This window comes from Mesorhizobium sp. LSJC269B00 (assembly GCF_000502815.1).
In the GTDB taxonomy this organism is placed as follows: Bacteria; Pseudomonadota; Alphaproteobacteria; order Rhizobiales; family Rhizobiaceae; genus Mesorhizobium.
Genome location: NZ_AYVN01000002.1, coordinates 205057 through 226813 on the forward strand (window position 1 = coordinate 205057; position 21757 = coordinate 226813).

20 protein-coding genes are annotated in these 21757 nt (G+C 62.7%); 17 read left to right on the forward strand and 3 right to left on the reverse strand.

Annotated features, from left to right (window positions below; genetic code table 11):
- Positions 1-137 precede the first annotated feature (137 nt).
- The 16 genes from X771_RS159365 to X771_RS159290 all read left to right on the forward strand — a co-directional run bounded on the left by X771_RS159365 (position 138) and on the right by X771_RS159290 (position 16745).
- Positions 138-1145, forward strand: a complete 1008-nt coding sequence (locus tag X771_RS159365) for an ABC transporter permease (RefSeq protein WP_023667796.1) — start codon at positions 138-140, stop codon at positions 1143-1145.
- A complete protein-coding gene (locus X771_RS159360) occupies positions 1138-1986 on the forward strand; it encodes an ABC transporter permease (RefSeq protein WP_023667797.1) in 849 nt (282 codons plus the stop codon). Before X771_RS159365 ends, X771_RS159360 begins: the two co-directional genes overlap by 8 nt.
- On the forward strand, positions 1983-2861 hold the full coding sequence (locus tag X771_RS159355) for an ABC transporter ATP-binding protein (RefSeq protein ID WP_023686914.1): 879 nt from the start codon (positions 1983-1985) through the stop codon (positions 2859-2861). Before X771_RS159360 ends, X771_RS159355 begins: the two co-directional genes overlap by 4 nt.
- A complete protein-coding gene (locus tag X771_RS159350; protein ID WP_023686915.1) occupies positions 2854-3684 on the forward strand; it encodes an ATP-binding cassette domain-containing protein in 831 nt (276 codons plus the stop codon). Before X771_RS159355 ends, X771_RS159350 begins: the two co-directional genes overlap by 8 nt.
- Positions 3685-3761: 77 nt before the next feature.
- Positions 3762-4361: a VOC family protein gene (locus tag X771_RS159345; protein ID WP_023667800.1), complete on the forward strand. Its 600-nt coding sequence runs from the start codon at positions 3762-3764 to the stop codon at positions 4359-4361.
- A gap of 141 nt (positions 4362-4502) precedes the next feature.
- Positions 4503-6797, forward strand: a complete 2295-nt coding sequence (locus X771_RS159340; protein WP_023686916.1) for a bifunctional salicylyl-CoA 5-hydroxylase/oxidoreductase — start codon at positions 4503-4505, stop codon at positions 6795-6797.
- Positions 6794-7567 carry an SDR family NAD(P)-dependent oxidoreductase gene (locus tag X771_RS159335; RefSeq protein WP_023686917.1) on the forward strand — a complete coding sequence of 258 codons (774 nt, stop codon included), beginning with the start codon at positions 6794-6796 and terminating at the stop codon, positions 7565-7567. The genes X771_RS159340 and X771_RS159335 overlap by 4 nt, the downstream gene beginning before the upstream one ends.
- Positions 7561-8031, forward strand: coding sequence for a MarR family transcriptional regulator (locus tag X771_RS159330; protein ID WP_023667803.1), 471 nt, complete (start codon positions 7561-7563; stop codon positions 8029-8031). The genes X771_RS159335 and X771_RS159330 overlap by 7 nt, the downstream gene beginning before the upstream one ends.
- Complete coding sequence (locus X771_RS159325; protein WP_023686918.1) at positions 8028-8840, forward strand: enoyl-CoA hydratase family protein; 813 nt, start codon at positions 8028-8030, stop codon at positions 8838-8840. Before X771_RS159330 ends, X771_RS159325 begins: the two co-directional genes overlap by 4 nt.
- Positions 8840-10009: an acyl-CoA dehydrogenase family protein gene (locus X771_RS159320; RefSeq protein WP_023686919.1), complete on the forward strand. Its 1170-nt coding sequence runs from the start codon at positions 8840-8842 to the stop codon at positions 10007-10009. The genes X771_RS159325 and X771_RS159320 overlap by 1 nt, the downstream gene beginning before the upstream one ends.
- Before the next feature lie 34 nt (positions 10010-10043).
- Positions 10044-10439 carry a RidA family protein gene (locus X771_RS159315; RefSeq protein ID WP_023686920.1) on the forward strand — a complete coding sequence of 132 codons (396 nt, stop codon included), beginning with the start codon at positions 10044-10046 and terminating at the stop codon, positions 10437-10439.
- A gap of 1173 nt (positions 10440-11612) precedes the next feature.
- Positions 11613-12374: an HpcH/HpaI aldolase/citrate lyase family protein gene (locus X771_RS159310; protein ID WP_023686922.1), complete on the forward strand. Its 762-nt coding sequence runs from the start codon at positions 11613-11615 to the stop codon at positions 12372-12374.
- A gap of 155 nt (positions 12375-12529) precedes the next feature.
- Positions 12530-13729, forward strand: a complete 1200-nt coding sequence (locus tag X771_RS159305) for a pyridoxal phosphate-dependent aminotransferase (RefSeq protein WP_023686923.1) — start codon at positions 12530-12532, stop codon at positions 13727-13729.
- Between the two features lie 76 nt (positions 13730-13805).
- Positions 13806-14603 carry an ABC transporter substrate-binding protein gene (locus X771_RS159300; protein ID WP_023686924.1) on the forward strand — a complete coding sequence of 266 codons (798 nt, stop codon included), beginning with the start codon at positions 13806-13808 and terminating at the stop codon, positions 14601-14603.
- A 150-nt stretch (positions 14604-14753) separates the two neighbouring features.
- A complete protein-coding gene (locus X771_RS159295; RefSeq protein WP_023667812.1) occupies positions 14754-15428 on the forward strand; it encodes an amino acid ABC transporter permease in 675 nt (224 codons plus the stop codon).
- Positions 15429-15473: 45 nt separating this feature from the next.
- Positions 15474-16745 (forward strand): cysteine desulfurase-like protein, encoded by a 1272-nt coding sequence (locus X771_RS159290; protein ID WP_023686925.1) that lies wholly within the window; start codon positions 15474-15476, stop codon positions 16743-16745.
- Between the two features lie 168 nt (positions 16746-16913).
- Here the strand turns inward: X771_RS159290 and X771_RS01000000164720 are convergent, their stop codons facing one another.
- The 3 genes from X771_RS01000000164720 to X771_RS1000000168705 all read right to left on the reverse strand — a co-directional run bounded on the left by X771_RS01000000164720 (position 16914) and on the right by X771_RS1000000168705 (position 20355).
- Positions 16914-18791, reverse strand: a complete 1878-nt coding sequence (locus X771_RS01000000164720; protein ID WP_348625467.1) for a 3-hydroxyacyl-CoA dehydrogenase NAD-binding domain-containing protein — start codon at positions 18789-18791, stop codon at positions 16914-16916.
- Between the two features lie 224 nt (positions 18792-19015).
- Entirely contained in the window at positions 19016-19993 is a 978-nt protein-coding gene (locus X771_RS159285; RefSeq protein WP_023667815.1) for a UDP-glucuronic acid decarboxylase family protein, read from the reverse strand.
- A gap of 179 nt (positions 19994-20172) precedes the next feature.
- Entirely contained in the window at positions 20173-20355 is a 183-nt protein-coding gene (locus X771_RS1000000168705) for a hypothetical protein (RefSeq protein ID WP_023667816.1), read from the reverse strand.
- Between the two features lie 102 nt (positions 20356-20457).
- Here X771_RS1000000168705 and X771_RS159275 point away from each other — a divergent pair, with 102 nt between their 5' ends.
- Positions 20458-21738, forward strand: a complete 1281-nt coding sequence (locus X771_RS159275) for a nucleotide sugar dehydrogenase (protein ID WP_023686926.1) — start codon at positions 20458-20460, stop codon at positions 21736-21738.
- Positions 21739-21757: the final 19 nt, after the last annotated feature.

Below are 21757 nucleotides of genomic sequence, written 5' to 3' on the forward strand. Positions count from 1 at the left end.
TCGGGCCACCTTCTCCCCGCTGGGGAGAAGAGACCAGCTCAGCTGTCCGTGACCTCTTCTCCCCTCGGGGAGAAGGTGGCCGCGAAGCGGACGAATGAGGGGGCTCTTCGTTAGAAACGCACTGGGCCAACACCAGAATGCTCCTGCAACGATTCCTGATCCGTCTGCTGACGATGCTGATCACGCTGTTCGGCGTGGCTGTCGTCGTCTTCGTCGTGATCCGCGTCGCGCCTGGTGACCCGATCGCCATGATGCTGCCCCCCGGTGCGACAGATGCCGACATCGACCGGCTGCGTGCACTCTACGGGCTCGACAAGACCATCGTGCAGCAATTCTTCATCTGGCTGTCCGGCGTCGTCAGGGGCGATTTTGGCACCTCGATTTCGCTCAGGCAAGATGTGCTCAGCCTTGTCTTCAATCGTTTGCCGGCAACGCTGGAACTTGCCATCATCGCGCTCGTCATGGCGGTTGGGCTCGGCGGCACGACGGCGATCCTCGGAGCCCGCGAGCGCGGCACGGCGGTCGAAGCCGGCATCGATATCGCCAGCGGCGCCGCCCTTTCCATTCCCGATTTCCTGTGGGGCCTCGTGCTGATCCTTTTGTTTGGCGTGCTGGTGCCGATCTTCGATATCTCCGGCCGCGTGTCGCCGCAGCTCGATCTGCCCTTCGTCACCCAGTTCTATTTCTTCGAGAGCTTGCTTCGGCTGCGCTTCGACCTGACCTGGGATCTGCTGAAACACATGCTGATGCCGGCAGTAGCCTTGGCATTGCCGCTGGCGGCAATCATCGCGCAGTTGCTGAAACAGTCGCTGAAGGAAGTGCTTGACCTCGACTATGTCGTGCTGGCGCGGGTGAAGGGGTTTTCGGAAACGCAGGTTATCCTGCGCGAGGCGCTGAAGAACGCTGCCTTGCCGACACTGACTCTCGTCGGCGTCCAGTTCACCTTCCTTGTCGGCGGCACGGTCATCGTCGAGCGGCTGTTTTCCTACGAAGGGCTCGGCAACATGGCGATCGATGCCGTCATCAACCGCGACCTGCCGCTGATCCAAGGCATCGTGCTGGTGTTCGCGCTGCTGTTCGTGCTGATCAATCTTGCAGTCGACATGATGTATGCGCTGCTCAATCCGAGGCTGCGCCATGGGTGAGGCACGCATGGCCCGGCGCGGATTGGGCCTGAGGCTGTGGCTGGCCGGCGGCTGGCTGCTGCTGGTACTTCTTGCGGCGATGTTCGCGCCGCTGGTGGCGCCGCAGGACCCGCTGGCGCAGGATCTGATGCTGGAGCGGCTGCCGCCCTTCTGGCTCGATGGCGCCGAGCCCGGCTATTGGCTGGGCACCGATAGCCTCGGCCGCGACCTCTTGTCGCGGCTTATCTTCGGCGGCCAAATCGCCTTCATCGTCGCCTTCGCTGCGGCGATTGCCGCCTGCCTTGTCGGCTCGACGCTCGGATTGGTCGCCGGCTATTTCGGCGGCTGGGCCGACCGCATCATTTCACGCATCGTCGATGTCTGGATGGCATTTCCTCCGGTGCTGTTCGCCATCCTGCTGGTCGCGGTGCTCGGCACTGGTCTCAGCTCCGTCATCCTCGCCATCGCCATCATCGACTGGACGCGCTTTTGCCGGGTGATCCGCGCCGAAGCGATGGGCCAGTCGCGCATGGACTATGTCGAGAACGCCCGCATCGCCGGCTATGGCCGCATCGGCATCATGCTGCGCGAGGTGCTGCCCAATGTGGTGCCGTCGATCGTGGCACTGCTGTCGCTGGAGATGGGCATCGCCGTCATCGTCGAGGCCATCCTGTCCTTCGTCAATCTGTCGATCTCGACCGACGATCCGACCTGGGGCGGCATCATCGCCGAGGGCCGGCTGTCGATCCATCAGGCCTGGTGGGTGCTGGTGTTTCCGCTTGTCACGCTGATCCTCACCGTGCTGTCGTTCAGCCAGTTCGGTGAGGCGCTGAAGACACGCTTCGATCCGGTGCTGCGATGAGCGCTTGCCTGGATATTGCCAATCTGAGCGCCGTGCTGCCGAACGGCCAGCGCGTGCTGCGGTCGGTGTCGCTCTCCGTGCAGCCGGGTGAGGTGCGTGCTCTTGTTGGCGAGAGCGGCGCCGGCAAGACGATGATCGGCAAGGCGGTGCTCGGTGTGCTGCCGTCAAGCGTGCGCATCGTCGAAGGCGCCATGCAGCTCGAAGGCGAAGACCTCGGCAGGCTGCAGCCCAAGGCAAGGCGCACGCTGATCGGCGCTCGCACGGCGCTGATCCCGCAAGATCCGTTGACTGCGCTCAACCCGTCGCGCCGCATCGGTCCGCAGATGACTGACCGGCTGGTGCGCATTCTCGGCTGGAACGGTGACAAGGCGGACAAGCGTATCCGGCAATTGTTGGATGAGGTGCAGATCCGCGATCCCGACCGGGTGCTGAAATGCTATCCGCACGAGCTGTCCGGCGGCATGCGCCAGCGTGTGCTGATCGCCGCCGCCTTCGCCGCCGAGCCACGGCTGATCGTGGCCGACGAGCCGACAACCGCGCTCGACGTTACCGTGCAAAAGCAGATCCTGCGACTGATCGCCGAGCTGCAGCGCGAGCATGGCACCGCGATCCTGTTCGTCACCCACGATCTCGGCGTCGTTGCAAAGATCAGCCAGCAAGTGTCTGTGCTCTACGCCGGCAAGGTGGTGGAAGAGGCTGACACAGCCGCTCTCTTCGCCGCGCCTGAGCATCCCTATACGCGGGCATTGATGGCCGCTACGCCGCGCTACACGGATCCCTTTGCCTCGCTGAAGCCGGTGGATGAGACGGTGCTGGCAGGACTCGCTGCGGAGATCGCCGCCTCCGACCAGGCGTGGAGAGGGCCGCATGGTTGAGCCGCTGTTTTCCGTGCGCGGGCTGAAGGTGGCGCTGCCCGACATGACCCGCAAGCCGCTGATCGGGCGCGCGCCGCTGGCCGAGATTTTGAGAGGCTTGGATTTCGATTTGCCGAGAGGTTCGGTGACCGGCATCGTCGGTGAATCCGGGTCCGGAAAATCGACGCTCGGCCGCACGCTTGTCAGACTTCTGGAGCCGAGCGTCGGCAGCATCCATTTCGAGGGCCGCGATATCGCCCATCTGCCGGATGCAGAGCTGCGACCTCTGCGCCGCGACCTGCAGATGATCTTCCAGGACCCGATGTCGTCGCTCAACCCGCGTCGCACCATCGCCGGCATCATTGCCGCGCCGCTCAAGCAGAATGGGCTTGGCGACAGGCTTAGGGAACGCGTCGCCGAGGCATTGCATCGCGTCGGCCTGCCGCAAAGCTTCGCTAGTCGCTATCGTCATGAACTGTCGGGCGGGCAGCGCCAGCGCGTCGGAATTGCGCGCGCGTTGGCGCTTTCGCCGAAATTCGTGCTGGCCGACGAGATCGTCTCCGGCCTCGACGTATCGACGCAGGCGCAGATCCTCACCCTTTTGGAGAGACTGGCCGCGGAGATGGGGCTGACGGTCGCCTTCATCAGCCACGACCTGTCGGTCATCCGGCGGCTGTGCCAACAAGTGATCGTGATGCGCGAGGGCGGGATCGTCGAGGCGAGCGCCACCGATGCGCTGTTCGACAATCCCAGGGAGACCTACACGCGCGACCTGCTTGCCGCCATCCCACTGCCTGAGATCGACGCCGACTGGTTGCGGCCAGCAACGAAAGCGCCGGCATAGGACTGTTCACCCACCACGCCGAACAGCGGGCTTCGGACGTGCATGAGGGCAAAATCAGCCCGCGAACGGAGGGTAATATGAATTACGCAGCCCGCGGCACGATGCTTGCCGCGATCCTGTTCTGCTCGATGGGAACGGCTTCGGCCGATGCGATCCCCGGCATGCGCGGCCACGACCACACCGGCATCACGGTGCCCGACATGAAGCAGGCAGTCGACTTCTTCACCGAAGTCGTCGGCTGCGAGAAGGCGATGTCGTTTGGTCCGTTCGCCGATGACAAGGGCACCTTCATGCAGGATCTTCTGGGCGTCGATCCGAAGGCTGTCATCGAGCAGGTCACCATGGTGCGTTGCGGTTATGGATCGAACATCGAGCTGTTCAAGTACACTGCGCCTGACCAGAAGGATTTGACTCCGAAGAACAGCGATATCGGCGGCTTCCACATTGCCATGTATGTCGATGATGTCGCCGCGGCGAAAGCCTATCTCGACGGCAAGGGGGTGAAGACGCGGATGGGTCCGCTGCCGGTCAAGGAAGGTCCGGCGGCCGGCCAGACCATCCTCTATTTCCAGGCGCCATGGGGATTGCAACTGGAGGCGATCAGCTATCCCGATGGGATGGCCTATGAGAAGGGTGCCGAGACTGTGCTGTGGAGCCCGAAGAACCCGGACAAGTGATTTCCAGAGCGCGCTTGCGGGGCCAGCCCGCAGGCGCGCCACCCGTGTCCAGCAATCGTTCCAACATGAAACTTTAAGCTTGAAATATTTTATCTCCGGCGCGATACTTGATATGCAGCAAGCGAAGAGGAGATCGCACGGATGAAGGTTGCGGTTCTCGGTGGCGGACCAGCCGGCCTCTACTTTGCCATTTCAATGAAGCTGCGGGACGCCGCCCACGAGATCACGGTGTTCGAGCGCAATCGCGCCGACGATACGTTCGGCTGGGGCGTCGTGCTGTCGGCCGAAACACTCGACAACCTTGCCAAAAACGACCCGGTCAGCGCTGTCTGGATCAAGAAGCATTTCGCCTATTGGGACGACATCGCCGTCATCCATGACGGCGTGCGCACGGTCTCGTCGGGCCACGGTTTCTGTGGCATCGGCCGCAAGCGGCTTCTGGTCCTGCTGCAGCGACGCGCGCGCGAACTTGGCGTGAGGCTGATGTTCGAGAGCGATATCGCCGACCCTCAGCCCTATATGGCGACGCATGATCTGGTCGTCGCCGCCGATGGGCTGAACTCAAGGGCGCGCAACACCTTCGTCGAAGTCTTCAAGCCCGACATCGACACCCGCAAATGCAAATTCGTCTGGCTCGGCACCAACCAGAAATTCGACGACGCCTTCACCTTCATCTTCGAGAAGACCGAGCATGGCTGGGTGTGGGCGCACGCCTATCAATTCGACAGCGAGACAGCGACCTTCATTGTCGAGTGCAGCGAACAGACCTGGGCTGCCTTCGGCTTCGGCGCCATGTCGCAGCAGGAATCCATCGCCGTCTGCGAGCGCATCTTTGAGAAACATCTCGGCGGCCACGCGCTGATGACCAATGCCAATCACATCAGAGGTTCGGCCTGGATCAATTTCCCGCGCGTGCTGTGCGAACGCTGGTCCTACAAGAACCTGGCTCTGATGGGCGACGCGGCGGCCTCGGCACATTTCTCGATCGGCTCCGGGACCAAGCTCGCATTGGAAAGCGCGGTGGCGCTGGCCGAATATGTCAAAACCGAACCGGACCTCGACGCCGCCTTCCGCAAGTATGAGGATGCGCGCCGCACCGAGGTGCTGAAGCTGCAGTCGGCGGCGCGCAATTCGCTGGAGTGGTTCGAGGAGGTCGAGCGCTATCTCGGCCTCGATCCGGTGCAGTTCAATTATTCGCTGCTGACCCGCTCGCAACGCATCAGCCACGAGAATTTGCGGCTGCGCGATGCCAAATGGCTTGAAAGCGCCGAGGAATGGTTCCAGCGCCAGGCAGGGGCAGGCGGCAACAGGCAGCGCCGGGCACCGATGTTCGCGCCGTTCAAACTGCGCGACATGCAGCTCAACAACCGCATCGTCGTTTCGCCGATGGCGCAGTACAAGGCAGTCGATGGCTGCCCGACCGACTGGCATTTCGCCCACTATGCCGAGCGTGCCAAGGGCGGCGCCGGGCTTGTCTATATCGAGATGACCTGCGTCAGCCCGGAAGGACGCATCACGCCCGGTTGTCCCGGCTTCTATGCGTCCGAACATGAGGTGGCGTGGAAGCGGCTGGTCGATTTCGTCCACACCGAGACCGAGGCGAAAATCTGCGCCCAGATTGGCCATTCCGGGGCCAAGGGCTCGACCCGTGTCGGGTGGGAAGGCACCGACGTGCCGCTCGCCTCGGGCAATTGGCCGGTCATGGCGGCCTCGGCGATTGCATGGTCGCCTGAGAATCAGGTGCCGAAAGCCATGGACCGCGCCGACATGGACGAGGTGCGTGACCAGTTCGTCGCGTCCACCGAGATGGCAGATCGCTGCGGTTTCGACATGCTCGAGATCCATGCCGCGCATGGCTATTTGCTGTCGTCCTTCATCACGCCGGTCACCAACCAGCGCACGGATGAGTATAGCGGTTCGCTGGAAAATCGCATGCGCTATCCCCTGGAAATCTTCCATGCGGTGCGCGCCGCCTGGCCGGCGCGAAAGCCGATTTCGGTGCGCATTTCGGCCAATGATTGGGTCGGCATCGAGGGTGTGACGCCGGCCGATGCGGTGGAGATCGCGCGGATGCTGCACGAAGCCGGCGTCGACATATGCGACGTCTCGGCAGGCCAGACCTCGATTGCCGCCAAGCCTGTCTATGGCCGAATGTTCCAGACGCCGTTCTCGGACCGCATCCGCAACGAGGTCGGCATGGCGACGATGGCGGTCGGCAACATCTACGAGCCGGATCATGTCAATTCGATCCTGATGGCCGGCCGCGCCGACCTGGTGGCCCTGGCACGGCCGCATCTCGCCGATCCCTACTGGACGCTGCATGCGGCCGTGACGCTCGGTGATCGTGGTGTCAAATGGCCGGATCCCTATCTGCCCGGACGCGACCAGATCTACCGGCTGGCCGAGCGCGATGCGGCGGCGGGGCTGAAAGTATGACGACGGCCTGGGCGATTTCAGGCAAACATGCTTTGGTCACCGGCGGCGGCTCCGGCGTCGGCCGGGTCATCGCACTCGTGCTGGCCGAAGCCGGTATCGAGGTGACCATATGCGGGCGGCGCGAGGCCGAGCTTGCCAAGGTGGCTGGAGAGAACGACCGCATCCACGCCATGTCAGCCGATGTTACAAATGAGGCGGCGATAATTTCGCTCTACTCTCAGGCGGAAGCCATGCGAGGCCCGTTCGACATCGTCGTCGCCAATGCCGGCATGGCCAGCAGCACGCCGGCGTACAAGACCTCGCTTGCCGACTGGCAGCGGACGCTCGACGTCAATTTGACCGGCGCCTTCCTGACGGTGAAGCCGGCGCTGGCCGGCATGGCCGCGCGCAAGGCGGGCCGGATCGTCTTCGTCGCGTCGACGGCAGGACTGAAAGGCTACGCCTATGTCGCACCCTATGTGGCGGCCAAGCACGGCGTCGTCGGGCTGATGCGGGCACTGGCGGCCGAGACGGCGAAATCCGGCGTGACCGTGAACGCCGTGTGCCCGGGCTTCGTCGAGACCGACATGCTCGAAGCATCCGTTCAGCGCATTGTCGAAAAGACCGGCCGCTCGGCTGGCGAGGCGCGTGCGAGCCTTGCCTCGACCAACCCGCAAGGCCGTTTCATCCAGCCGCAGGAAGTTGCCGCGGCGGTGCTCTGGCTGTGCGGCGATGCGGCTGCGTCGATTACCGGACAAGCGATTTCGATCTCAGGAGGCGAAACATGGTAGCCGGCCCATTGCCCGCGCCGTCGGGACCCGGCAAGGACCGGCTGCGTCTCTGGATCAGGCTGCTGCGCGCCTCGCGCACGATCGAGGCCGAGCTGCGCGAGCGCCTGAAGAAGGAATTCGATACGACACTGCCGCGTTTCGACGTCATGGCCGCCCTCTACCGCGCGCCGGAAGGCATGCTGATGAGCGATCTGTCGCGCTTCCTGCTGGTATCCAACGGCAATGTCACCGGCATTGTCGACCGGCTGGTTTCGGAAGGGGTGGTCGCGCGCGCGCGCCGCAATGGCGATCGCCGCACATCCATGGTGCGACTGACCGACGAGGGTTCCAAATCTTTTGCCGCAATGGCCGCGGCGCATGAGGGTTGGATCGGAGAATTGCTGGCCAAGGTCAGCGAGGAGGATGCGCGCCGGCTGACCGGCATGCTGACCTCGTTCCGCAGCAACTGGGAGGGACGCGAATGAGTTCGATGGCCGGCCTCAAGCCGAAGCACTTCCTTTGGGAAGTCGAAGGCAGGATCGCCAGGGTGCGGCTCGACCGGCCGGAGCGCAAGAATCCGCTGACCTTCGACAGCTATGCGGAACTGCGCGACACGTTCCGCGATCTCGTCTATGCCGACGACGTCGACGCCGTGGTGTTCCTGCCCAATGGCGGCAATTTCTCCTCGGGCGGCGATGTCCACGACATTATCGGCCCCTTGGTCAAGATGGACATGAAGGAATTGCTCGCCTTCACCCGCATGACCGGCGATTTCGTCAAGGCGATGCTCAATTGCGGCAAGCCGATCATCGCGGCGGTCGACGGGGTCGCGGTCGGCGCCGGCGCCATCATCGCCATGAGCGCCGACATCCGCATCGCCACGCCGGAGGCCAAGACCGCTTTCCTGTTCACCCGCGTCGGGCTTGCCGGCTGCGATATGGGCGCGTGCGCGATCCTGCCGCGCATCATCGGCCAGGGCCGTGCCGCCGAATTGCTCTACACCGGCCGCACGATGACGGCGGCGGAAGGCGAGCGCTGGGGCTTCTACAACAGGCTGGTCGATGCCGCAGTGCTCGAGGCCGACGCGCTCGAGATGGCGGCGCGCATCGTCTCGGGTCCGACCTTCGCGCACGGCATCACCAAGACACAGCTCAACCAGGAATGGTCGATGGGCCTCGACCAGGCGATCGAAGCAGAAGCGCAGGCGCAGGCGATCTGCATGCAGACGCGTGACTTCGAGCGCGCCTACAAGGCCTTCGTGGCCAAGGAAAAACCGGTGTTCGAGGGCAATTGATGGCAGACAGGAGCTTCCTCAGCTGGCCGTTCTTTGAAGATCGCCACCGCGAACTGGCCGAAAGGCTGGAAGCATGGTGCGCGATAAACCTTCCCGTCGATCACCACGACGTCGATGCCGCCTGCCGCGAGCTAGTGGCGAAACTTGGCCGCGACGGCTGGCTGAAGCCGACGGCGCTCGATACCGACAATCCGGGACCGCTTGATGTCCGCACCTTGTGCATCACGCGCGAGACGCTGGCGCGCCATGACGGGTTGGCCGACTTCGCCTTCGCCATGCAGGGGCTCGGCACCGGCGCGCTCAGCCTGTTCGGCACACCCGACCAGCAGCAATGGCTGGCAAAGACCAGGGCCGGCAAGACGATTTCCGCCTTCGCGCTGTCGGAGCCACGCTCCGGGTCGGATGTCGCCAACACCGAAATGACCGCGATCCGCAATGACGACTTCTATATCCTCACCGGCGAGAAGACCTGGATTTCCAATGGCGGCATCGCCGATCTCTACGTCGTCTTTGCCCGCACCGGCGAGGCGCCGGGCGCTAAGGGACTTTCCGCCTTTCTCGTACCCACCGACACCAAGGGGCTTGGCATCGCCGAGCGCCTTGAAGTGATCGCGCCGCATCCGCTGGCGCGGCTTTCCTTCGATCAGGTGCGGGTGCCGGCTTCGGCGCTGATCGGCAAACCGGGAGACGGCTTCCGCATCGCCATGTCGGTGCTTGACGTGTTCCGCTCGACGGTAGGCGCGGCGGCACTCGGCTTTGCCCGCCGGGCGCTGGAAGAAAGCATCAGCAGGGTGGCCGAGCGCAAACTCTTCGGCGCTCCGATGGCAGAGCTGCAGATGGTGCAAGGCCATATCGCCGACATGGCGCTGGACGTCGATGCCGCGGCGCTGCTGGTCTACCGCGCTGCCTGGACCAAGGACATGGGCGCGGCGCGTGTAACCCGCGAGGCGGCGATGGCCAAGCTGTTCGCCACCGACAAGGCGCAAGAGGTGATCGACAAGGCTGTGCAGCTGCATGGCGGCGACGGCGTCCGCAAAGGTCACATCGTCGAGAGCCTGTATCGCGAAATCCGCGCGCTGCGCATTTATGAGGGCGCTTCCGACGTGCAGAAGGTGGTGATCGCGCGGCAGGTGATGGGCGCGGCCTGGACGGCGATGTATTTGATTTGAGATTGATCTTTAAGAATACCGGGGAGGCTTGAAAATGCACGAGATCCTGCAGCCGGAGGGCTGGGCGAAACCGGTCGGCTACGCCAACGGAATTGCTGCGCGCGGCAGGCTCGTCTTCGTGGGCGGACAGGTCGGCTGGAACGGGCAGTGCCAGTTCGAGACCGACGATTTCGCCAGCCAGGTGCGGCAGACGCTGCAAAACATCGTCGCCGTGCTGGCGGAAGCCGGCGCGGAGCCACGGCACATCACCGCGATGACCTGGTATTTCACCGACAAGGCCGAATATCTCGGCAATCTCAAGGGTATAGGCGAGGCCTATCGCGAGGTGATCGGCCGGCATTTCCCAGCGATGGCCGCCATGCAGGTGGTGGCGCTGGTGGAAGATCGCGCCAAGATCGAAATTCAGGCAACCGCCGTCATTCCGGATTAACGAATTCGTTATTCCCGGATTGATCAGCAGCGCAGCCCCGCCCGCTTCAGCAGCGGAAATACGTGGTCGCAGAAATAGGGCAGTTCCTGGGTGTAGTTGACGAACGACAGCGCGATGCCCTGGTAGCCATGCCCGGCTATTGCCGCCATCTCGGCGGCAATCGTCTCCGGCGTTCCAACCAGCGGGTAGGTGCCGGCGCCGCCGGCGAAACGCTGCCGGTAGCAGATCGGAAGAGCACACGTCTGAACTCCAGTNGCGCGTGTAATAGGCCTGCGCCTCTTCCATGGTTGGACGGCAGACGACATGCGCCACCGTGTAGACGCCGACGTTGCGGCCAACCTTGTCGGCCCGCTCGCTGATGTCGGCGACATGCTTGCCGGCATCGCTCATTTCCGAAAAGGTCGTGAACAGATAATCGCATCGGGCGGCGGCGAAATCCCGGCCCGGGCCACCGAAAGCAGCGTTCATGGTCACCGGGCGTGGAACCTGCAGGCTCGCCGGCCGGCTCACCGCCTCCTTGAGGCGATAGTAGGTGCCTTCATAGTCCAGAGGCTGGTCCGAGGCGTAGAGCTTTTCCAGGATTTCGATCCATTCGGCGGCCTGGTCGTAGCCCTTCTCGACCAAAGGCGTGCCGAACATGCCGAATTCCTTCGGGTTCCAGCCGCAGACGATGTTCAAGCCGGCGCGGCCCTGGCTGATATGGTCGACAGTTGCCAGCGCCTTGGCGGCATAGAGCGGATGCACCAGCGGCACATGCACGGTCATGAACAGGCCGATCTGCTCGGTGGCCACCGCCAGAGCTGCTGCCCAGGTGAAGGTCTCGAACGACCATTCGCGCACCTTGTTGCGGCCGCCAAAGCCACGCCAGCGCGCGATCGGAAGCATAAATTCCAGCCCGGCGCGGTCGGCGATCTGCGCCGCCGTCAGATTGTCCTGCCAGCTTGCCGTCCAGCGTTCCGGCACATCGGTGATGGCCAGACCGCCATCGGCATTGGTCGAAAAGACGCCGAGCTTCAGTTTGTTCGAGCCGTGCAGGGGATGCGTTTTGATCATCATGGGAACTCGTGGCGGGAGACCGACACGCTAGGCCCGCGCAAAAATATTTCAAGCCTGAAATAGCTTCGCCTCGCCGCCGATTGCGGATATGAATTTGGAGGGGAAAAGGGGATGGATATGAGCGCGTTCCGTCAGAAGTGCATCGGCAAGACCAATCTCGTCGGCTCCTTCGCCGCTATTCCCCATCCCGTCGCCGTCGAAGTGATGGCGCTCACCGGCCTCGACTTCGTCTGCATCGACTGGGAACATGCCCAGATCGCGCGCGACACGATCGAAACCATGGTGCGCGCGGCCGACGTGCATCGCGTGCCGGCCATGGTGCGTGTTCCCGGTCATGCGCCGGAAGCTATCCAAGCGGCGCTCGACAGCGGCGCACAAGGCGTGCTCGTGCCGCGCGTCTCGACCGCTGCTCAGGCCGAGGCGGCGGTGAAAGCCTCGCGCTATCCGCCGCTGGGCGAGCGCGGCGTCGGGCCTGGCCGCGCGGCCGGCTATGGCTATCGCATTCCCGAATATCTGGCCGCGGCCAATGACAGGGTGGTCGTCGCGGTCCAGGTCGAGACATCGGAGGGACTGGCCAACATCGAGGCGATCGCGGCCATAGACGGCATCGATGTGGTCTTCGTCGGCCCCGGCGATCTCTCCGTGTCGATCGATGCGATCGGGCCGAAAGGCGTGGACAAGCTCAATGAGGCGATCACAAGGATCATCCGCGCGACCGTCGCGCATGGCAGGACATCGGGTATATTTTGCGCCAGCCCACAGACGATCAGCCAGTGGGCCGCTATCGGCGCGAGCTTCTTCGTGCTGGCCAGCGATACGATGTTTCTTGGCGCCGGCGCTGCGGCCAACTGCACCGCTGCGCGCGCCGAGCTGCGGTAGATGGGCGGGATCGGGCAAAAACTTTTTAAGCTTAAAACTTTTTCCTTGAAAAGCGCAGCACATTGGATAGCATCCAAACTCGATGGCGACTGTCGTGCCGGTGGGGCTTGCCGGGCAGTCCGTCGCGGTGCTCCGGGTGGGAGGGGTTTCAGTCCTTGTCGTTCATACTGCCCCAGTCATCGTCCAGCGCGCGTTATGCTTTCGACGGCGTACGTGCCCAGATCCGTGACCTGCACACCGAAAACATTGCCAACCTTGCCGTGCGCGCCCGAGAACTGGGCGACGTGATCGCGCTCTGGTACGGCGAAGGCGACATGGTGACGCCCGCTTTCATCCGCGACGCGGCGAAGGCCGCCTTCGATGAAGGCCAGACGTTCTACGTCCCTAACATGCGTGGGCACCCCCTACTGAACGAGGCGCTGTCGGAATACCAAACGCGCATTCACGGCCGGACGATCCCGATTGCGCGCACCACGGTCACGCCCGGCGGCATGCAGGCGCTGTACCTGGCGCTGGAACTGCTGGTCGATACCGGCAGCAACGTAGTCTATGTCGCGCCGCAATGGCCCAACATCCACAACGCCATCCATCTGATCGGCGGCGAGCCAAGGCCGTTTTCGCTCGACTTCAAGGGCGACTGGCATCTCGATCTCGACCGGCTGTTCGCCACTTGCGATGCGCGCACACGCGCGATCTTCCTGTCGACGCCGTCCAACCCGACCGGCTGGACCGCGTCGCGCGAGGAGATGCAGGCGCTGCTCGACTTCAGCCGGCGCACCGGCATCTGGATCATCTCCGACGAGGTCTATGGCCGGCTCTATTTCGACGGCAATGTTGCTCCTTCCATCCTGCAGATCGCCGAGGATGGCGACCGGGTGCTGTCGGTCAACAGTTTTTCGAAGGCGTGGTCGATGACCGGCTGGCGCATCGGCTGGCTGACGCATCCGTCGGGGGTGGCCGACCAGCTTGGCGCCATGACGCAGTACATCAACAGCGGCACCGCCGCGCCTATCCAGGCAGGCGCTGTCGCCGCCATCCGCCAAGGCGAGCCGCTGGTCGAGGAGATCAGGCAGCGGATCAAAACCGGCCTCGACCTTGCCTATGACAGGCTGGCCCAGATTCCCGGCATCATCCTGCCGACGAAACCGCGCGGAGGCATGTATGCCTTCTTTGCCATGGACGGCGAAAGCGACGCCCGGCAGGCCTGCGCCAGGATACTGGAGACGGCGCGCGTCGGGCTGGCTCCCGGCCACCTCTTTGGAAATTCGGCAGCGGCCTTCCTGCGGATGTGCGTGTGCCGTGAACGCGACCAGATAGCGACCGCGCTCGAGCGCATGGTCGCCGCCATGAATTGACGCCCCGCTGGGAGGTGGGACGGCAACAAACCGTGCGGGAGCAAACCCGCCCGATCACAACCAGAGGGAACACAAAATGAGCTTCACTCGTCGCAACCTGCTTCTTCTCGCCGCCACGATCGGCATCGCTGCCGGCCCGGCCACCGCCTTTGCCGCCGATGTGCTCAATGTCGGCGCCTACCCGACCAATCCGCCCTTCGAATACAAGAACGAGAGCGGCACGTTCGAGGGCTTTGAAGTCGACATCGTCAACGAAGCGGCCAAGCGTGCCGGCATGACCACCGACATTGCCGACCTCGGCTTCCAGGCGCTGTTCGCGGCTGTCAGTTCCAACCGCATCGATGTCGCGATCTCCTCGATCACCATCACGCCGGAGCGACTGAAAACGCTGTCCTTCACCCAGCCCTATTATGACTCCGACATGGGCATTGCGACGAAGACCGATAGCGCTGTTAACACCGAGGCCGACCTCAAGGGCAAGATCGTCGGCGTGCTTTCAGGCTCGACCGGCGAGACCTGGGTCAAGGCGCATCAGGAGGCTGACGGCTACAGCGACGTGAAGGGCTATGACACGCAGCAGAACCTGCTGCTCGACCTCAGCGCGGGCCGCGTGGACGCCGCCGTCAGCGATATTCCGGGCATGGAATACTCCTTCACCAAGATGAAGGACCTCAAGGTCAAGCAGCGCATCAAGACCGGCGAACAGTACGGTCTGATGATGAGCAAGGACCATCCGCTGCTCGGCAAGCTGAACGACGCGCTGACCGCGATGAAGAAGGACGGAACGCTGGCCGCGATCCACAAGAAGTGGTTCGGCAGCGACGCGCCAGCCGATTCCTCGACGGTCAAGGTAATGCCGCTGCCCAAGGCCTGACCGGCAATGCACTTAAATCGTGCCGGCTCCCAGGCCGGCACGATTCATTTCACGCTCCGGCGCCTGCTGCCACACGGATAGCCTCATCGGAGGCAAGGTCGATTGGTTTTAACTTGAGCATCCTTTGCTCTGGGGTTCGGGAACGCTCCCATGTCGCTGATCGACACCTTCTTCAATCCTGACGTGATCATGTCCAGCCTGCCGGCGCTGTTGCGTGGCTTCCTGAACACGCTGCTGCTCGGCATTTTGAGTATCGGCATCGGCATTCCCATCGGCCTGGGGATCAGCCTGTTGCGGCTCTATGCGCCGAAGCCGCTGCGCTGGCTGGCGGTCGGCTACACCGACATCTTCCGCGCCCTGCCGGTGCTGGTGGTGCTGATCCTGATCTACTATGCGCTGCCCTTCCTCGGCATCCGTCTGTCGTCCTGGGCCTCCGCCGTGACGGCGTTCGCCATCATCATGTCGGCCTATTCGGCAGAAGTGTTCCGCTCCGGCATTGAGAGCATTCCGAAAGGCCAATTCGAGGCAGCACAGGCGCTCGGCCTGCCTTTCCTTTTGACCTTGCGCAAGGTGGTGCTGCCGCAGGCGATCCGCGTCGTCATCCCGCCGATGACCAGCAATTGCGTCTCGATGTTCAAGGACACGTCGCTCGCTTCCACCGTTGCGCTGCCGGAACTGTTGAAGGAAGCGACCAACGCGCAATCGCTCTATGCCAATCCCTCGCCGCTGATCGGCGCCGCTTTGGTCTATCTCATCTTCCTCTGGCCCATGGTCCGCCTCGTCAGCCTGCTCGAAGACCGCTTCAAGACCGAGAAGACGCGCTGACCTCATCAACCGTCCCGCTTCCCAAGCCATTCGCAGGAGATACAGTTGAGCAATTCCCAAGCCGCCGGCGGCTTTCCGGTCGACACCATCCGCGCCATGTTTCCGGCCTTGCAGCGCGCCGGTGATTTCATCTTCATGGACAACGCCGCCGGCGCGCAGATCCCGCAGAGCGTGCTCGACGCGGTGACCAATCACCTGGTCTCGCACAATGTGCAGCGTGGTGGTCGCTATGGGCGCTCGGTCACGGTCGACCAATCGGTTGCGGATGCTCGGACGAGCGTGGCCTTGCTGATCAACGCCTACAGTCCGTCGGAAATCTGCTTCGGCATGAACGCCACCTCGTTCATTCGCCTGGTCAGTCTCGGCATCGGCCAGATGCTGGCCAAGGACACAGAGCGCGACGAGATCGTCATCACCGATATGGACCACGACGCCAACATCGCCACGTGGCTGGCGCTGGAGCCCGCCGGAGCCAAGTTCAAATGGTGGCGCATGCGCGAGGACGGCAACCTGCATGTCGACGACCTCAAGCCGCTGGTTTCCGATCGCACCCGTCTCGTCGCCTGCACGGTGACCGCGCATTCGATCGGCTCGATCGTCGACGTCGCTTCGGTGGCCGCGATCGCGCATGCGGCCGGCGCCGAAGTGTTCCTTGACTGCGTGCATTACGGACCGCACGGGCTGATCGACGTGCAGGCCTGGGACTGTGATTATCTCGTCTGCTCCGGCTACAAGAATTTCTCGCCCCATATGGGCTTTCTGTGGGGCCGCTTCGAAACGCTGAAGCGGCTGCCGACCTTCCGCGAGGATTTCATCCCCGACGAGCCGCCTTACAAGGTCGAGGCCGGCACCTTCATCTACGAGAACGTCTCAGGCATGGATGCCGCGGTGCAGTACCTGGAACTGATCGGCCGCAATCTGGCGCCCTCCAACAACCGCTCGCGGCGCGACAACATCGTTGCCGGCATGGGCGCTATCCGCGACTACGAAGTGCTCCTGGCGCGTGAGATGCTCGCGGTGCTCAAAGCTTGCGGCGCGACCATTTACGGGGTTTCGGAAGAGACCCGCATCAACGAGCGCGTGCCGACCTTCTGCTTCAACATCGGCAGGCTGTCGCCGCAGCGGATCGTCGAGGAAATGGCTGAGATGCAGATCGGCATCCGCGACGGCCATATGTATGCGCCCCGGTTGATGAAGCGTCTCAACCTGTCGATGGACAGCGGCGCCATCCGCGCCTCGCTGGTCCATTACAACACGGTCGACGAGGTCAGGCGTTTCGGCCAGGCGTTGCGCGCCGTCGTAGCCAAGCTGTCGTAGCTTGTCCGTCAGATGTCTCCGGCGTGGAACATCGGCCCGCCCTTGTGGGCCGGGAAGCCATAGCCGTTGATCATCACCAGATCGATGTCGGAGGCACGCGCCGCGATGCCTTCGGCAAGCAAGGCCTTGCCCTCTTCGGCCATTGCCGCCAGCAAGCGCGTGACGATCTCATCGGGCGAAAAGCGGNTCGGCAAGCAAGGCCTTGCCCTCTTCGGCCATTGCCGCCAGCAAGCGCGTGACGATCTCATCGGGCGAAAAGCGGCGCGGCACGATGTCCTTGGCCGCCCGAACGGCCTCGATCAGCGCGGCCACTTGCGGGTCGCTCCTGCGCTCGCCGTCGGAATAATCGTACCAGCCGCGCCCGGTCTTGCGGCCGAAGCGGCCGGCCTCGCACAGCCGGTCGGCGATCTCGACATAACGTGCTTGCGGATCGCGCATCGCTGCCTGTCGCTTGCGCCGCGCCCAGGCTATCTCCAGCCCAGCCATGTCGTTGACCGCGAAGATCCCCATCGGGAAGCCCCAGGCCTCCAGCGCGGCATCCACCTCTTCCGGTGCTGCGCCATCCTCCACCATGAACTCCGCCTCGCGGCGGTAGGCCGAATAGAGGCGGTTGCCGATGAAACCCTCGGTAACGCCGCACACGACAGGCAGCTTGCCGAGCTTCCTGACGAACGCGATAGCCGAGGCGAGCACATCGGGCGCCGTCGCCGCGCAATCCACCACTTCGGTGAGCCGCATGACGTTGGCCGGGGAGAAAAAATGCAGGCCGGCGATCCGTTCGGGCCGGGCGGTTGCCGAGGCGATCTCGTCGGGGTTGAGGTAGCTGGTGTTGGTCGCCAGTATGGCGTCGGGGCGGACGATACGATCAAGCTTCCGGAAGAGTTCGGTTTTTACCGCGAGATCGTCGAACACTGCCTCGATGACCAGATCGGCCTGCACCAGCCTGCCGGCGTCACTGGCCGCTTCAAACCGGCTCAGCGCCTCCCTGCGGGCATGATCGGTGAGTCGGCCGGATTGGACCGACTTGTCGAGAAGCCCGGCGATACGCTCGTATCCTTTTGCCGCGGCGTCGTCGGTCTGCTCGATGCCGATTACGCGATAGCCGGCATTCAAGGCCGAGACCGCGATGCCTGCACCCATCAGGCCGGTTCCGACGATACCGACGGTCTCGACCTTGCGAGGCGTGATACCCTCCAGCCTGTCGACTTTGCTGGCTTGCCTCTCGGCAAAGAAGACGTGGCGCAACGCTGCCGCCTCGCGAGAATCCCGGAGGCGCAGGAAGGTCGCGCGTTCGTGCACAAGACCGTCCTCAAGTCTGGCCGTGGACGCGGCCCGGACCAGTCTCACGGCTTCTGCAGGCGCGATCTGTCCACGGCTGCGGGAAAGCACCTTTCTTGCGGCTGCCGCGTCGGCCTCAGGTTGCGAGCGCGGGACGGAAAGCGCGCCCGTGCGCCGCAGCGGTTGGCCAACGAGACGGCGGGCGACATCAAGCGCGCCTTCGGGAAGATCGTCCGCAATGGTATCGATCAGACCGAGAGCGAGAGCTTCGTCGGCATTTGCGGGCCGACCCGTGCCGATCAGGTCAATTGCGGCGACCGTGCCGATGAGGCGGGGCAGGCGTTGGGTTCCGCCGGCCCCGGGCACTAACCCGAGCTTGACCTCGGGCAGGCCGAAGCTGGCCGCCTTGCTGGCCACCCGGTAGTGGCAGGCCAGCGCAATCTCGCAGCCGCCGCCGAGCGCCGCGCCGCCTACTGCCGCGACGATCGGTTTGGCGAAGCTCTCCATCGCTTCGATCACGTCAGGCAGTGTGGGCCCGATAGCGGGCTTGCCGAATTCCTTGATATCGGCGCCACCGATGAAGGTGCGCCCAATGGCGGTCAGCACCACGGCAGACACTTCATCCGACGCCGCACGCCCAAGCGCAGCCATCAGTCCGGCCCTGACATGGAGGGACAGCGCGTTGACCGGCAGATTTTCGATCGTGACGATGAGAACGCCATCGACGATCTTGCCTGTGACACTCTCGGAAAATCGTGCTGTGTTCATGGAGTTTTATTCCGGAACAACGGCAAATCTTCCTCCTCCTTCTGCTCTCCGCCAAATGCCGGTGTCCCGGCTCGGACGGATGAAGCGCCATGGATCTTCAAAATAATTTCAAGCTTAAAATAATTAGAATTCGAAAAACTTCAAGCCTACCGGAGTCGACTGCAAAAGGCGTCGCTACCACGACGGTGATCGGTCAGACTTGACGGTTGCACTGCGGTGCCGGGTCAAGGCGAGTTTGTGGAAACCTTCGGCAGCAGGGCTTTGAAATAGTCGATCGTCTGTTGCAGCCCGGCTTCTAAAGTCACCGTCGGCTCCCAGCCGACAAGCCTTTTGGCAAGGGTGATATCGGGCTGGCGGTGCCGCGGATCGTCTTGCGGAAGATCGCGGTAAATTATATCCGAACCTGATCCGGTCATCTGCGTCGTCAGTTCGGCCAAGCGCCTGATCGTTACTTCCCTTGGATTGCCGATGTTTACTGGACCGGTCACCTCCGGCCCCGTATCCATGAGGCGCAGCATGCCGCTCACCAGGTCGTCGACGTAGCAAAACGACCTTGTCTGTGAGCCGTCGCCGAAAATGGTTATCGGTTCACCACGAAGCGCCTGCACGATGAAATTTGAGACAACCCTGCCGTCTGCCGGGTGCATGCGCGGCCCGAACGTATTGAAAATCCGCGCGACCTTGACCCACAAGCCATGTTGTCGGTGATAGTCGAAGAACAGCGTTTCGGCGCAGCGTTTGCCTTCATCGTAGCATGAGCGCGGCCCGATCGGGTTTACATTGCCCCAGTAACTCTCGGGCTGCGGATGCACAGACGCGTCACCATAGACCTCACTGGTGGAGGCCTGAAAGACTTTGCATTTCAGCCGCTTTGCCAGTCCAAGAACATTGATGGCGCCGTGCACGGCGGTCTTGATCGTCTGAACCGGGTCGTACTGGTAGTGAACAGGCGAGGCCGGACACGCCAGGTTGTAAATCTCATCGACTTCGACGTAGAGCGGAAAGGTCACGTCATGGCGCATGAATTCGAAGCGGGGATGCTTGGCCAAATGGTCGATATTGCGCTTTGATCCGGTGAAAAGGTTGTCGACACACAAGATTTCGTCGCCTCGTTCCAACAGGCGGTCAATAAGATGCGAGCCGATAAACCCTGCGCCCCCGGTAACGAGAATGCGTCTGCGGCTGTCATAGAGTCTGGCCAATTTCTGCTCCCAGGCAAATGCTGATCGACCAGATATCGGTCGCCACACGCAGGATACGACGTGTCCGCAGCCAATGCACAAGGACCAAACTGAAATTTCGCAGATCCGCTCGGTGCCGATGCGAATTCCGATCCGGGCATTTGGTTTGATCAGAAGGCACGATTGAGGCCGATAGTGGCCTATGGATTGGCAGCAGAGAATATCAGCCCTGTCGTCAGGGCCGCCGCTGCGTAGATGGCCGGCAGAACCTGACGGTTCACCCCAATCCGCAGCAGAGAGTGGCTCGAAACCCGGTCCTGCTGGATTTTATCCACAACATCGATGGCATCGGCGGATGGCAACATGAAAATGGCAACGACCATTTTTCGTGAGACATTCCTCTTCGCGATAGAGCATCGTTGAATTGGCCAACAGCCTGCCATACAAGCACGTCGGCTCAACAGGTGGCTCGAGGAACCCCACGGATGTCCGAACGCATTGCAGTTATCGGCCTGGGTTATGTCGGCCTGCCGGTAGCCATTGCCTTTGGGAAGGTTTTCCCCGGCACCATAGCTTTTGACATCAGCGAGCGTCGGATCGGGGAATTGCGTGGCGGCGTCGATCGTACGGGGGAAGTTGACGCAACGGCGCTCAAGGAGACCTCGATAGGGCTGACCACCGACCGGGAGATGTTGAAAGGCGCTACTTTCTTCATCGTCGCCGTGCCAACCCCTATCGACGCAAATCGCGCTCCCGATCTAGCTTCTTTGAAACTGGCGTCCGAACTCGTCGGCGAGGCGGTGAGCAAAGGCGCCGTCGTCGTTTTTGAGTCGACAGTCTATCCAGGTGTGACCGAAGATTTCTGTGGGCCGATCATCGAGCAGGTTTCCGGCCTGCGACATCCCCGCGACTTTGCCCTCGGCTATTCGCCCGAACGCGCCAACCCCGGCGATCGAGAACACTCGCTGCAAAAGATCGTCAAAGTCGTCTCCGGCGAGAATAACGAGACGCTGGAGCGCGTCGCGAACGTTTATGGCCGTATCATCGATGCCGGCGTCTACCGCGCCCCGTCGATCAAGGTGGCCGAGGCAGCGAAGGTTATCGAGAACACCCAGCGCGATCTGAACATCGCGCTGATGAACGAACTGGCAATGATCTTCGAGCGGCTCGATATCCGGACGCAGGATGTTCTTGATGCTGCGTCGACGAAATGGAACTTCCTTCCCTTCAAACCGGGGTTCGTCGGCGGCCACTGCATCAGCGTCGATCCATATTATTTGACCGCCAAGGCCGAGGCCGAAGGTTACCATCCGCAGATCATCCTCGCCGGACGTCGCATCAATGACGGCATGGGGGCCTTCGTCGCCCAGCAGGTTGTCAAACGGCTGATTGGTTCTGACACGCCCGTCAAAGGGGCTTCTGTCGGCATTCTCGGGCTGACATTCAAGGAGGACGTGCCGGATTTGCGCAACAGCCGCGTTTTCGACATGGTCAAGGAACTAAGGCAGTTCGGAATTGTCCCCAAAGTCCATGATCCCCTTGCCGATGTCGAAACCGCTCGGCGTGATCACGGCGAAACAATCCTGCCGCTCGATGAGATAAACGATTTGCAGGCGCTTGTTCTGGCGGTGCCTCACAGGCAATATCTCACCAACGAAAGAGCGCGTCTTTTTCAAATGATCAGGCCGGGGGGGACACTGTTCGATGTCAAGTCGGCCATCAAGCCCAATGAAGTTCCCGACAACATAAAATACTGGAGCTTGTAAAGCTCGCCTGAAATTAACG